Raw genomic sequence first — 12,607 nt, 5'->3', positions numbered from 1 at the left:
AAACTTTACCGGAACAGTTTAGAAGTGTACTGGGACAGTTGCCAGATTACCCGACAGTACAGTGCAGTGACAGCCCAACTGTACTCACTTACCGTGAATCACCAGCCAATAAAAAACCCGGCGCCTTTAAGGGGCCGGGTTTTCCAGTGACGCAGCCCTCAGCGGGCGGCGCCGAGCTGGCCTTTATCGTCGGAGAAGACGATTTCAACGCGTCGGTTCTGTGCCCGGCCGCGCTCGGTTGCATTGACGTCTACCGGGTACTGATCGCCGTAGCCTTCGACCTGGATGCGCTTCTCGTCGATGCCCAGGTCCACCAGCACGTCGGCCACGGCCTGCGCGCGGTCACGGGACAACTTGAGATTCTCCTGCTTGCCGCCGGTGCTGTCGGTGTAGCCTTCGATACGCACCACGCGCTTGGGATTGAGCTGCAGAAATTGCACGATCTTGAGCGCCACGCGATTGGCCGAGTTCTTCAACTCTGCCTCGCCGGTATCGAACAGAACGTCACCAAGGGTCATCACCAAGCCCCGGTCAGTCTGGGTGGTGGCCATCGCCAGGATCTGTTCTTCCAGCAACTTGCCCTGCTGCTGGACGCTCTGCAGCTTGGATTCGCGCAAGGCCAGCTGCAGGCGCTGACGTTCCAGCTCGAGTTTCAACGCACGCTCCTCGTTGAGCACCTGGTTGCTATGTTCGCGAGCGATCTGGCTGTAGCGTTGGCTCAGGTAGGCGTAATGCTGCACGTCCTCGCCACTGCCCCAATAAGTGGACAAGCGATCGGCACGGGCCAGGGATTCACCGGCACGGATGACGTCCTTGGGCGCGGCACGCAACACGTTGGAATCTTCCTTGACCTTCTGGAAATCGGCGCTGGCCTGCTCCAGTGCCGCTTCGCTGCGCTGGCCAGCGCAGCCGTACAGACTGGCCAGTCCTGCGAGAACCAAACCGCCGAATATGTGGGAGTACTTCATTGGGCATCCTCCCTCAGCTGTTTGCGCAAGCGCTTGATGCGCGTATCGAGCACGTTCAGTTGCTCCTGGCTCTTGAGAGTCAGCACCTTCGCTTCGGCCAGGCGTGCATCCAGTTCGGCCTGTTCGGCCCGCATGCGTGCCTTCTTGTAGGATTCGTCGGTCATGTTGCCTTTGGCGCGGGCAAACTTTTCCTCGGCGAGTTTCAATTCAGGCACTTCATCGGCGGTGGCGCCTACTGCGTGGGCTTGCTCGATGGCTTGCTCAGTCAAGCGGATCTGTTCATTCGGCGCCGGATCGGCTGCACAACCCGCCAGAGCCAGAACGGCCAGGGCAGCGAAAAGAGGTCGAATAGTCACTAATGTTCCCTACTGTTTTGGGGCACTGACAGTTGGTTGCAACTGTGTTCGCCAACGCTCCAGATTGCGCTGCAACACAGCCTCTGCCAGGCCGGACGCGGCCAATTCTGTCATCTTTTGCGCCAGCTGTCCGCGTAACCATGGGTCGTTGCAGGCGGAGTTATGGGAAACCGCGAGGAACAGGCCCGGCTTGTCCATCGGTTGCGGCGCAGCTTGCAGGTCATTCGCCATTCCCAAGGTCTGCGCCATCGCCAGGCCTGAGTAGCGCCCAGCCAGTACATATTCCACTTCGCCCAGGAGCAATTTCTGAAAGGCCTGGGTCAGGTTGGGCGTACGGGTCAGGGTTAGATTCTGCTCAGCGAAGACGCCAAATCCCTGTGTCATTCGGGCCTTTTCCGACAAGGCGCCGGGATGCCCATGAAGGTCCTCCGGTCGCTCGACAACCAGTGTCGAATCCTTGCGGGTCCACACTAGGTAGTCATTCTCCAGCAGGGGCGGATGCACGTAATCCAGCACTTCGAGGCCAGTCGTGGTCAACGGGGCGTCGGTGAGCAGGTCCATGCGTCCGCTGCGCACTTCGTCCAGCGCCTGGGCGCGCTTGCCGGCGTAAAGAATTTCAATCTTGATGCCCAGCGCTTTCGCCACTTGCTCCAGCAGATCGGCGCCAGCGCCGATCAAATGCTTGGGATCCTGGGGGTCTTGCCATAGATACGGCGGCGCATCGGGGCTGCCGGTGGCGATCAGGCGCTCGCATTTGCCAGCGGCGACCGACAGGCCTGGCGCGCACCCCAGCGCCAACAGCAACGACCAGCCAGCCAATCGGCGAAGATCCATCGCACCACACTCCCGTCCGCAGAAATAAAAAGCCCGGCCAAAGGGCCGGGCTCTTTATAAGTGAAGACGCTGGATTAGACCAGCTTCTCCAGCTCAGGTACGGCTTCGAACAAGTCCGCAACCAGGCCGTAGTCGGCCACCTGGAAGATCGGCGCTTCTTCGTCCTTGTTGATCGCAACGATCACTTTGGAGTCTTTCATGCCAGCCAAGTGCTGGATCGCGCCGGAGATACCGACGGCGATGTACAGCTGTGGCGCAACGATCTTGCCGGTCTGGCCGACCTGCATGTCGTTGGGCACGAAGCCTGCGTCCACCGCCGCGCGGGATGCGCCAACGGCAGCGCCCAGCTTGTCGGCGAGGGCGTACAGGTGCTTGAAGTTGTCACCGTTCTGCATGCCGCGGCCGCCGGAAACGACGATCTTGGCAGCGGTCAGCTCAGGACGGTCCGACTTGGCCAGTTCTTCGTTGACGAAGCTGGAGATGCCGGCGTCGTGGGCAGCGCCTACGGCTTCAACGGCAGCCGAGCCACCTTCGGCGGCAACCGGGTCGAAACCGGTGGCGCGTACGGTGATGACTTTGACCGAGGCAGTCGATTGCACGGTGGCAATGGCGTTGCCGGCGTAGATCGGACGCTTGAAGGTGTCGGCGCTTTCGACCGAGATGATTTCGGATATCTGGTCGACGTCCAGAGCAGCGGCGACGCGTGGCAGGATGTTCTTGCCGTTGGAAGTCGCGGCAGCCAGGATGTGGCTGTAGCCCTTGCCCAGCTCGGCCACGAGCGGCGCGACGTTTTCCGGCAACTGGTGCGCGTAGGCGGCGTTGTCGGCGTTCAGGACTTTGCTGACGCCCGCGATTTTCGCAGCGGCTTCGGCAACGGCGCCAGCGCCCTGCCCGGCCACCAGGACGTGGACATCGCCACCGATTTTGGCAGCGGCAGCAACGGTGTTCAGCGTGGCTGGAGCCAGCGCTTTGTTATCGTGTTCGGCGATTACCAAGATAGTCATTTTTAGATTACCTTCGCTTCGTTTTTCAGTTTCTCGACCAGTTCAGCCACCGACTTGACCTTGATGCCCGCGCTGCGTGCAGCCGGCGCTTCGACTTTCAGGGTCTTGTTGGTGGAGGCGGTGGAAACGCCCAAAGCGTCAGGAGTCAGCACTTCAAGCGGCTTCTTCTTGGCTTTCATGATGTTTGGCAGGGACGCGTAGCGCGGCTCGTTCAAACGCAGGTCAGTGGTGACGATGGCCGGCAGTTTCAGGGAAACCGTCTGTGCGCCGCCGTCGATTTCGCGGGTCACGGCAACGCTGTCGCCCGACACTTCGACTTTCGAAGCGAAGGTGCCCTGGCCGTAGCCGCTCAATGCAGCGAGCATCTGGCCGGTCTGGTTGTTGTCGCTGTCGATGGCCTGCTTGCCGAGGATGACCAGCTGTGGCTGTTCCTTGTCGACAACGGCTTTCAGCAGTTTGGCAACGGCCAAGGAAGTCAGGTCTTCGGCGGACTCGACGAGGATGGCACGATCGGCACCCAGCGCCAGCGCAGTACGCAGTTGCTCCTGGGCGGTGGTCGGGCCGATGGAAACGACGACGATCTCAGTCGCCACGCCTTTCTCTTTCAGGCGTACGGCTTCTTCTACGGCGATTTCGCAGAAAGGGTTCATCGACATCTTGACGTTGGCGAGGTCGACGCCGGAGTTGTCCGCCTTGACGCGAACCTTGACGTTATAGTCGACCACTCGTTTGACAGCTACAAGAACCTTCATGGATTCCTCGTTACTCTCCGGTGAAAAGAAAGTCGCCCGGGCGAACCTGGCGGTTGATGATCATGGGCGCAAGGGCACCTCTAAAAACGCCGGCATGAACCACACATGACCTTGCTCACGGGAGTGAAGACCATTCGTCAGTGATGACCGATGAGTCATTCATTATCGCGGCGTGTAAACTGCGCGTCCAAACCTCGCAATTCGTCACTTTGTGCTGCCTTCGCCCTGTCTTTAGAGGTGCTCTTGAAACCAACAGTCAGCCTACGGCGAGCGCAAAACCGCCCGTATCTTGACCGGAACACCTATTCCGGTCAATACGGCAAAATGGCCAGTCATAAGCCGTACGTCAGTGATTTATCTGGGCTGCGGCGTTTTCAAACAAACGTTTGTATTGGACCCTGAGAGTGGTGTAGATATAATGCGCCGCTTAGAGAGAGAGCCGCGTCTCATCCATTGTCGCTTTCGTCGCTTCGCGAAGGAAACAACGGATGCAACGCCAAACCTCCAATTAGAAAAACTGTGAGCCTTGAGTAGGAGATAGCCTGTGGAACGCGAATACATGGAATTCGACGTGGTCATCGTCGGTGCCGGCCCCGCTGGCCTGTCTGCCGCCTGCCGACTGAAACAGAAGGCCGCCGAAGCCGGTAAGGAAATCAGCGTCTGCGTGGTCGAAAAAGGTTCCGAAGTCGGTGCGCATATCCTCTCCGGCGCGGTGTTCGAGCCCCGCGCCCTGAACGAATTGTTCCCGGACTGGAAAGAACTCGGTGCGCCATTGAACACGCCGGTCGTGCGCGATGACATTTATGTCCTGAGGAACGCCGAGGCCGGGAGCAAAATCCCTGACTTCTTTGTGCCCAAGACCATGCACAACGAAGGCAACTATATTATTTCCCTTGGCAACCTGTGCCGCTGGCTGGCCCAGCAGGCCGAGAACCTGGGCGTGGAAATCTACCCAGGCTTCGCCGCCCAGGAAGCGCTGTTCGATGAGAACGGCGTGGTTCGCGGAATCATTACCGGCGACCTGGGTGTCGATCGCGAAGGCCACCCAAAGGAAGGCCTCTACACCCCTGGCATGGAATTGCGTGGCAAATACACGCTGTTCGCCGAAGGCTGCCGTGGCCACATCGGCAAGCAATTGATCAAGCGCTTCAACCTGGACAGCGAGGCCGACACCCAGCACTACGGCATCGGCCTGAAGGAAATCTGGGAAATCGATCCGGCCAAGCATCAACCAGGCCTGGTAGTACACACCGCTGGCTGGCCGCTGGACATCATGGGCACCGAGAACACTGGCGGCTCTTTCCTTTATCACTTGGAAAACAATCAGGTGGTGGTCGGCCTGATCGTTGACTTGTCCTACAGCAACACGTTCCTGTCGCCGTTCGACGAATTCCAGCGCCTCAAGCATCACCCGGTTCTCAAGCAGTACCTCGAAGGCGGCAAGCGCGTCAGTTACGGCGCACGCGCAATCGCCAAGGGCGGCTTGAACTCGCTGCCGAAAATGGTCTTCAAGGGCGGCGCGCTGATCGGTTGCGATCTCGGCACCCTGAACTTCGCCAAGATCAAGGGCAGCCACACCGCGATGAAATCCGGCATGCTCGCCGCCGAAGCCGTGGCCGATCGCCTGTTCGCCGAGTCCGAAGGCGGTGATGAACTGACTGCCTATGTCGACAGTTTCAAGAACAGCTGGCTGTATGAAGAACTGTTCGCCAGCCGCAACTTCGGTGCAGCAATCCACAAGTACGGCGCGATCGTCGGCGGCGGTTTCAACTGGCTCGACCAGAATATCTTCGGCGGCAAGATTCCATTCACCCTGCGTGACACCAAGCCGGATTACGCTTGCCTGAAACCGGCGGCCGAATGCAAGAAGATCGACTACCCGAAACCGGACGGCAAGATCAGCTTCGACAAGCTCAGCTCGGTATTCATCTCCGGTACCAACCACGAAGAAGAACAGCCTTGCCACCTGAAGCTGACCGACCCGAGCATCCCGATCAGCAAGAATCTGCCGCTGTACGACGAACCGGCCCAGCGCTACTGCCCAGCCGGCGTATACGAAGTGATTACCAAGGAAGACGGCGAGAAGCGCTTCCAGATCAATGCCCAGAACTGCGTTCATTGCAAGACCTGTGACATCAAGGACCCTGCACAGAACATCACCTGGGTCACGCCGGAAGGCGCCGGCGGGCCGACTTACCCGAACATGTAAGCTGACACGCTGAACATCGAGGCTCCCGTTATGGGGGCCTTTTTGTTGCCTGCAATCTAACAGACACCGCAAACCAATGTGGGAGCGAGCTTGCTCGCGATAGAGATTGTTCATTCAACAAAAATGTCGACTGATACACCGCCATCGCGAGCAAGCTCGCTCCCACAAGGGATCTTCAGAGGCTCAGGCGACGCGCTCTTCTCCAGGATTACGCTCGAAGTAACGCTTGTACTCCCGGCTGAACTGCGACGGGCTCTGATATCCCACCTGATGCGCGACCTGCGCCACGCCCATGCCCTCGATCAGCAGCAGCCGCTGGGCCTTGAGCAAGCGCAACCGCTTGAGATACTGCACCGGTGACAACAATGTGCTGCGCTTGAAATGCTCATGAAAGGTCGAGGCGCTCATGTTCGCGCAACTGGCCAGCGTCTCGACGTTCAGCGGCTCGGTGAAATGCGCGTGCAAATGGCTCAGGGCCACGGCAATCCGCGCGAACTGCCCTTGCTGCTCCACCAGCGCCCGCAACACATCGGCCTGGGGCCCGCGCAACGCGACGAAGAGCAATTCCCGCAGCCGCACCTGGCCCATGACCTGGCACTCCAGTGGATCGTGCAAGCAGCGCAACAACCGCTCGACAGCCCCACGCATGGCGTCGTCGAGCACCGCGCTGGTCATCGATTCCGGTGTCTGCGGCGGCAGATTCCGACCGGGCATCAACCCCATGGCCAGTACAAGTTCCCCCAGCATCGCCCGATCGATCGCAACGGAAACGCCAAGCAGCGGAGCATTGGGCATGGCGTAGGTTTCGCATTCGAACGGCACCGGCAGCGCCTGGATCAGATAATGCCCGGCGCCATATTCCAGCGTGCGAGGTCCCAGGTAGGCCAGTTTGCTTCCCTGGGCAATGATCACCAGGCTCGGCTCGTAGAGCTGCGGGCCACGAGCGACGTCCTGGCTGGCGCGAAGGGCCTGCACGCCGGGCAGTCGCGTAGGGACGAAACCGTCACGGGTCGCCAAGGGTTCTATCAGTGAGACCAGCGTGGCGTTCGCATCGAGATGACGAGTCAACAACATAGGTGAAAACTTCACGAAAAAAGGGATGAAACCATCATCGCAGGTCTTGCGTCACAAGAAATCAAATCCTGGCCAACGCCGGAGGATTAGGCATGACAGGCGTAGGAATCGCCATCGCCGCCTGTCGCCAGGACTCCCAGAATGGAACCCCTCACCGTTCACTGCTAAGCGAGGTCCATCATGTACACAGCCATCGGATATGCCGCCCAATCGGCCACCACTCCCCTCGCCCCGATGAAGTTCGAGCGTCGCAGCCCGCGCGCCGACGACGTGGCGATCGAAATCCTCTACTGCGGCGTCTGTCACTCCGACATCCACCAGGCCCGCAATGAATGGGGCATCGCCGTTTACCCGCTGATGCCCGGCCATGAAATCATCGGAAAAGTCACCGCCGTCGGTGCGAATGTCACCCGTCACAAAGTCGGCGATCTGGTAGGCGTGGGCTGCATGGTCGATTCCTGCCGCGAGTGCGAAGCTTGCCGGTCCGATCTTGAGCAATACTGCCTGGAAGGCATGACCCAGACCTACGCCAGCCCGGACCGCATAAGTGGCGGCCACACCATGGGCGGCTATTCCGACAGCATCGTGGTCAGCGAGCATTTTGTGCTGCGCATCCCGGCAGCACTCGACCCGGCCAGTGCCGCACCGCTGCTCTGCGCCGGCATCACCACCTATTCGCCGCTCAAGCACTACGGCGTGAAGGCCGGTGACAAGGTCGGCGTGCTGGGCATGGGCGGCCTGGGCCACATGGGCATCAAGTTCGCCAAGGCCATGGGCGCGGAAGTGACGCTGTTCACCCGCTCGGCGAGCAAGGCGGAAGAAGCCCGTCGCCAAGGCGCGGACCATGTGATCGTATCCACCGACGCCGAACAGATGGCCGCCGCGGCAGGACGTTTCCACTTCCTGCTGGACACCATTCCGGTGCAGCACGACCTCAACCCCTACCTCGACACGCTGCGTTTCGACGGTGTGCATATCATCGTGGGCCTGGTCGAGCCCGTTGACCCACCGGTACACGCGGCAAAACTGATATTGGGTCGCCGCGTCCTGGCCGGCTCGCTGATCGGCGGCGTCGCAGAAACCCAGGAAGTGCTGGATTTCTGTGCTGAACACAACATCAGCTGCGACATTGAAATGCTCGACATCCGCCAGATCAACGAGGCCTACAGCCGCATGATCGCCGGGGACGTGAAGTACCGCTTTGTCATCGACATGGCGACACTCAAGGCCTGACGCTCGTCAGACCTTGGCGCCCAGTTCCGCCGACAGCCGGGCTGTGACCCCTTTGACCAGGGGAATCAGCTCGGCCATCTTTTCCAGCGGCATGTACGGCACGGTGCTGGCGATGCTGATACCGGCGACGATGCGCTTGCCGGCATCACGAATCGGCGCCGCCACACAGCGGATCGACGGTTCGTTGTCCTCCAGGTCGAAGGCATAGCCCCCCGCCACATACTCCACCATCCGTTGCTGGAACTGCTCCCAGGATTGCTCTTGATGCTGGGGCCAGAACTGATTCTTCCCACTGGCAGGCAAGCTGATTTCGTACAGCCGCTTCCATTGTTCCTGGGAGTCATCGAGCATCAGCGCCTTGCCGATCCCGGTCCGCGCCAACGGCATGCGATGACCCACCCGTGAACGCATCTCCGGGCCGTTACGCCCAGGATTCTTCAGCAGGTACAGGACTTCGTCGCCCTCGCGAATCGCCAAGTGCACGGTGTCCCCGGTCAACGCGGACAGCTCGTCCAGGTACGGCCCCGCCAGGCTCACCAGGGGCAATTCTTCCCGGGCCTGGAAACCCAACTCGATCAACTTCGGCCCCAACAGGTAGCCCACTTGCGGCACCACGCGCAGGTAACGTTCGTCCACCAGGCAACTGGCCAGGCGATGGGTGGTGCTGCGGGTGGTGCCGATCAGCCGGGCGATTTCCTTCAAGTCGCGGGCGCCACTGGCAACCGCCTGGACCACGCCCAGGCCGCGCAGCAATGTCTGCGTGCCGGTAGGAGCGGCATCCTTGATGATTTTTGGATCGTCTTGCTGCATGGCCGGCCTTCAACAGTGAGCGGGGAACGGGCGGCATTATGGTCGCCCGTCTCGTAGGACTACAACTCGATGCGCTCGACTTTCCCGACCAGCAGGATGTAGGACAACGCGCCCATCAAGGCCAGTACGGCGATGTAGGTAATGGCCGGGGCGAACGAATCACCGCTGGCGAGGAAGCCAATGACGATAGGCGTGGCAATGGCCGCAAGGTTACCGATGAGATTGAACACCCCGCCGGTCAAACCGAGCAATCTTGCCGGTGCCAGGGTCGACACCAACGACCAGGTGATCGAAGCCAGGCCATTGCCAAAGAATGCCAGGGCCAGGAACGCGATCACCAGCGGTGTCGACTCGACGAAGTTGGCGCCGATGATCGAGGTGGAAATCAACAGCCCGCCAATGATCGGCAACTTGCGCGCGAACCCCACCGTGGCGCCGCGACGGATCAGCCAATCGGAGAAGAACCCCGAACAGAGCACGCCGACGAACGCAGCAAGGAACGGCAACGACGCCAGCAAGCCGGACTTGATGAAGTCCATGCCGCGATATTTCACCAGGTAGGTCGGGAACCACGTCAGGAAAAACCACAGCGTGGAGTTGAGGCAGAACTGCCCCAGGTAGATGCCCCACAACTTGCGTTGGGTCAGGACGATGCCGAGGTCGCTCCAGCTGAATTTGGCCTTGGCCTTGGCGGTCTCGGCCTGGATATCCACCAGCCCGCCGCCCTCGCGGATCAGTTCGATTTCAGCGGCGTTGGCGCCTTTGAAGTCCCGTGGCTCGCGATACACCGCGTACCAGATAACCGCCCAGAGAATGCCCACCGCACCTGTGGCGACAAACACCATGTGCCAACCAAACGCGTGTTGCAGCCACGCCAGAACCGGAGTCAGGAATGCCAGGCCGACGAACTGGCCGGAGGTATAGAAACCAATGGCCGTGGCCCGCTCGCGCTCGGGAAACCAAGTCGTCACCACGCGGCTGTTAATCGGATAAGCCGGTGCTTCCAGGGCACCTACGGCCATGCGCAGCACGAACAAGGCGATGAAACTGGCAGCGAAACCGAGCATCACCGTGGCCGCCGACCACAGCAACAACGCCACGCTATACAGGATGCGCGGCGGCACTCGGTCCACCAGCCAGCCACCGGGGATCTGCATGGCGGCGTAGGTCCAGCCGAACGCCGAGAAAATCAGCCCGACGTGGATCGGGTCGATACCCAGGTCGGTGGTTAGCGCCGGGGCGGCGATAGAGAGGTTGCTGCGGTCCAGGTAGTTGATCACCACGGTGATGAACAGCAGGACCATGATGAAAAAACGCTTGCGGCTGGGCGTCACCAACGACGCCTGCGCGCTTAGGGTGTGCGCTTGCATGTGAGGTGCCTCTTTTTATGTTTATTGAGGAAACGGGCGCATCGAGGATGATCTCCCTGCTTGCGGAGATCCAATTGTGGGAGCGAGCTTGCTCGCGATGACGGTGTGTCAGTTGGCGCATGTGTGACTGATGCATTGCCATCGCGAGCAAGCTCGCTCCCACAGGGTCAGGCGTGACTCACCACTCGGCAAAACTGCCATCGGCATGGCGCCAGATCGGGTTGCGCCAGCGGTGGCCGATGGCCGCGCGCTCGATGACGTATTCCTCGTTGATCTCGATGCCCAGGCCAGGACCGTTCGGGATTTTCACGAAGCCTTTGTCGTAGTCGAACACCTGCGGGTCCTTGATGTAGTCCAGCAGGTCGTTGCTCTCGTTGTAGTGAATACCCAGGCTCTGTTCCTGGATAAACGCGTTGTAGCAAGCCGCGTCCAGTTGCAGGCACGCCGCCAGGGCGATCGGGCCCAGCGGGCAGTGCAGCGCCAGCGCCACGTCATAGGCTTCGGCCATGTTGGCGATCTTGCGGGTTTCGGTGATGCCGCCGGCGTGGGACGCATCCGGCTGGATGATGTCGACGTAGCCTTCGCTGAGCACCCGCTTGAAATCCCAGCGCGAGAACAACCGCTCGCCCAAGGCAATCGGGGTGCTGGTCAGCGGCGCCAATTCCTTGAGAGCTTCGTAGTTTTCGCTGAGCACCGGCTCTTCGATGAACATCAGCTTATAGGGGTCGAGCTCCTTCATCAGCACCTTGGCCATCGGCTTGTGCACGCGACCGTGGAAGTCCACGCCAATGCCGACGTTCGGCCCGACTGCATCGCGCACCGCCGCGACGTTGGCCAGGGCCAGGTCGATTTTTTCAAACGTGTCGAGAAACTGCAGTTCTTCGGTGCCGTTCATCTTCACTGCGGTGAAGCCCCGCCCTACCGCCTCTTTCGCTGCCCGGGCGGTGTCCGCCGGGCGGTCGCCGCCAATCCAGGAGTAGACACGGATCTTGTCGCGCACCTGGCCGCCCAGCAAATCGCTGACCGACACGCCCAGAGCCTTGCCTTTGATGTCCCACAACGCCTGGTCGATACCAGCCAGGGCGCTCATGTGCACAGCGCCGCCACGGTAGAAGCCGCCGCGATAGAGCACGGTCCAGATGTCTTCGATGTTGCGTGGGTCTTTGCCGATCAGGTAGTCGGACAATTCCTCAACGGCAGCCGCCACCGTATGGGCACGGCCTTCCACCACGGGTTCGCCCCAGCCGGTCACGCCCTCGTCGGTCTCGACCTTGAGGAAGCACCAGCGCGGCGGAACGATAAACGTGGTCAGTTTGGTGATTTTCATCTTCTTGTCTCTCTTGTCAGATGCAGCGCGCGGGGCGCTGGAAAAGTCTTCAGTTCAAGGCATTCCATGCGGCCACATAGGCCTTGGCGCGCTCCGCCACTTCATCCGCTGTCAGGCCCGGCTTGAACAACCCGGAACCGAGGCCGAAACCCTTGACGCCGGCCTCGAGGAACACCGCCATGTTGTCCGGCGTAATCCCGCCCACCGGCACCAGCACCGTCCCGGCCGGCAGCACCGCGAGCCAGGCCTTGACCACCGCCGGGCCCATTTGCTCGGCGGGAAACATCTTCAGCACATGGGCACCTTCGGCCAACGCGGCAAACGCTTCCGTGGGCGTGGCGACGCCAGGCGACAAGTACAAACCCGCCGCCTTCGCCGCCCGCAGCACCTTCGGATCGCTGTGGGGCATGACGATGACTTGGCCGCCAGCGGCCTTGACCTGCTCCACTTGTTCCGGCGTGAGCACGGTACCGGCACCGATCAGGCAATCGGCGGGCAAGGTACTACGCAGGATGCGGATACTTTCGTACGGTTCGGGGGAATTGAGCGGCACTTCGATGACGCGAAATCCCGCGTCATAAAGGACTGTGCCGATGGCGGCCGCTTCCTCGGGACGCAGTCCGCGCAGAATCGCGATCAGCCCGTTGTGCGCCAGCGCTTGTGTGAGCAT

Annotated in this window: 12 protein-coding genes; 2 read left to right on the top strand and 10 right to left on the bottom strand. The window is 60.7% G+C overall.

Annotation, left to right across the window (positions count from 1 at the left end; all coding sequences use genetic code 11):
• Positions 1 to 158: 158 nt before the first annotated feature.
• From FHK92_RS10465 to FHK92_RS10445, 5 genes are all read right to left on the bottom strand, one after another.
• Positions 159 to 968 (bottom strand): OmpA family protein, encoded by an 810-nt coding sequence (locus FHK92_RS10465; RefSeq protein ID WP_181287977.1) that lies wholly within the window; start codon positions 966 to 968, stop codon positions 159 to 161.
• Positions 965 to 1,324 (bottom strand): DUF4398 domain-containing protein, encoded by a 360-nt coding sequence (locus FHK92_RS10460; protein WP_181287976.1) that lies wholly within the window; start codon positions 1,322 to 1,324, stop codon positions 965 to 967. Before FHK92_RS10460 ends, FHK92_RS10465 begins: the two co-directional genes overlap by 4 nt.
• A 9-nt stretch (positions 1,325 to 1,333) precedes the next feature.
• Entirely contained in the window at positions 1,334 to 2,158 is an 825-nt protein-coding gene (locus FHK92_RS10455; protein WP_181287975.1) for a substrate-binding periplasmic protein, read from the bottom strand.
• Between the two features lie 74 nt (positions 2,159 to 2,232).
• Entirely contained in the window at positions 2,233 to 3,162 is a 930-nt protein-coding gene (locus FHK92_RS10450) for an electron transfer flavoprotein subunit alpha/FixB family protein (protein ID WP_181287974.1), read from the bottom strand.
• 2 nt (positions 3,163 to 3,164) lie between these two features.
• Positions 3,165 to 3,914, bottom strand: coding sequence for an electron transfer flavoprotein subunit beta/FixA family protein (locus tag FHK92_RS10445; protein WP_007908338.1), 750 nt, complete (start codon positions 3,912 to 3,914; stop codon positions 3,165 to 3,167).
• 544 nt (positions 3,915 to 4,458) lie between these two features.
• Between FHK92_RS10445 and FHK92_RS10440 the strand changes: the two genes are divergently transcribed.
• Positions 4,459 to 6,123, top strand: a complete 1,665-nt coding sequence (locus FHK92_RS10440; RefSeq protein ID WP_181287973.1) for an electron transfer flavoprotein-ubiquinone oxidoreductase — start codon at positions 4,459 to 4,461, stop codon at positions 6,121 to 6,123.
• A 183-nt stretch (positions 6,124 to 6,306) separates the two neighbouring features.
• Here the strand turns inward: FHK92_RS10440 and FHK92_RS10435 are convergent, their stop codons facing one another.
• Positions 6,307 to 7,197 carry an AraC family transcriptional regulator gene (locus FHK92_RS10435; RefSeq protein WP_181287972.1) on the bottom strand — a complete coding sequence of 297 codons (891 nt, stop codon included), beginning with the start codon at positions 7,195 to 7,197 and terminating at the stop codon, positions 6,307 to 6,309.
• A gap of 180 nt (positions 7,198 to 7,377) precedes the next feature.
• Between FHK92_RS10435 and FHK92_RS10430 the strand changes: the two genes are divergently transcribed.
• Positions 7,378 to 8,430, top strand: coding sequence for an NAD(P)-dependent alcohol dehydrogenase (locus FHK92_RS10430; protein ID WP_181287971.1), 1,053 nt, complete (start codon positions 7,378 to 7,380; stop codon positions 8,428 to 8,430).
• 6 nt (positions 8,431 to 8,436) lie between these two features.
• Here FHK92_RS10430 and FHK92_RS10425 read toward each other — a convergent pair whose 3' ends face one another.
• The 4 genes from FHK92_RS10425 to FHK92_RS10410 all read right to left on the bottom strand — a co-directional run bounded on the left by FHK92_RS10425 (position 8,437) and on the right by FHK92_RS10410 (position 12,607).
• A complete protein-coding gene (locus FHK92_RS10425; protein ID WP_181287970.1) occupies positions 8,437 to 9,240 on the bottom strand; it encodes an IclR family transcriptional regulator in 804 nt (267 codons plus the stop codon).
• A gap of 59 nt (positions 9,241 to 9,299) precedes the next feature.
• The gene (locus FHK92_RS10420) at positions 9,300 to 10,610 is read right to left on the bottom strand and encodes an MFS transporter (RefSeq protein ID WP_181287969.1); all 1,311 of its coding nucleotides are present in this window, start codon (positions 10,608 to 10,610) and stop codon (positions 9,300 to 9,302) included.
• Between the two features lie 178 nt (positions 10,611 to 10,788).
• Positions 10,789 to 11,937: a galactonate dehydratase gene (gene dgoD / locus FHK92_RS10415; RefSeq protein WP_181287968.1), complete on the bottom strand. Its 1,149-nt coding sequence runs from the start codon at positions 11,935 to 11,937 to the stop codon at positions 10,789 to 10,791.
• A gap of 49 nt (positions 11,938 to 11,986) precedes the next feature.
• Positions 11,987 to 12,607 carry a 2-dehydro-3-deoxy-6-phosphogalactonate aldolase gene (locus tag FHK92_RS10410; protein ID WP_181287967.1) on the bottom strand — a complete coding sequence of 207 codons (621 nt, stop codon included), beginning with the start codon at positions 12,605 to 12,607 and terminating at the stop codon, positions 11,987 to 11,989.

Source organism: Pseudomonas brassicacearum subsp. neoaurantiaca (assembly GCF_013608025.1).
Taxonomy (GTDB): Bacteria; Pseudomonadota; Gammaproteobacteria; order Pseudomonadales; family Pseudomonadaceae; genus Aquipseudomonas.
Note: the sequence above shows the minus strand (reverse complement) of the source record. Positions and strands in the feature narration are given on the sequence as shown.

Coding starts and splice junctions, on each gene's coding strand:
- FHK92_RS10430 (WP_181287971.1), top strand. CDS start 7,378: ATGTACACAGCCATCGGATATGCCGCCCAATCGGCCACCACTCCCCTC.
- FHK92_RS10435 (WP_181287972.1), bottom strand. CDS start 7,197: ATGTTGTTGACTCGTCATCTCGATGCGAACGCCACGCTGGTCTCACTG.
- FHK92_RS10420 (WP_181287969.1), bottom strand. CDS start 10,610: ATGCAAGCGCACACCCTAAGCGCGCAGGCGTCGTTGGTGACGCCCAGC.
- FHK92_RS10445 (WP_007908338.1), bottom strand. CDS start 3,914: ATGAAGGTTCTTGTAGCTGTCAAACGAGTGGTCGACTATAACGTCAAG.
- FHK92_RS10425 (WP_181287970.1), bottom strand. CDS start 9,240: ATGCAGCAAGACGATCCAAAAATCATCAAGGATGCCGCTCCTACCGGC.
- FHK92_RS10450 (WP_181287974.1), bottom strand. CDS start 3,162: ATGACTATCTTGGTAATCGCCGAACACGATAACAAAGCGCTGGCTCCA.
- dgoD (WP_181287968.1), bottom strand. CDS start 11,937: ATGAAAATCACCAAACTGACCACGTTTATCGTTCCGCCGCGCTGGTGC.
- FHK92_RS10410 (WP_181287967.1), bottom strand. CDS start 12,607: ATGCTCACACAAGCGCTGGCGCACAACGGGCTGATCGCGATTCTGCGC.
- FHK92_RS10465 (WP_181287977.1), bottom strand. CDS start 968: ATGAAGTACTCCCACATATTCGGCGGTTTGGTTCTCGCAGGACTGGCC.
- FHK92_RS10455 (WP_181287975.1), bottom strand. CDS start 2,158: ATGGATCTTCGCCGATTGGCTGGCTGGTCGTTGCTGTTGGCGCTGGGG.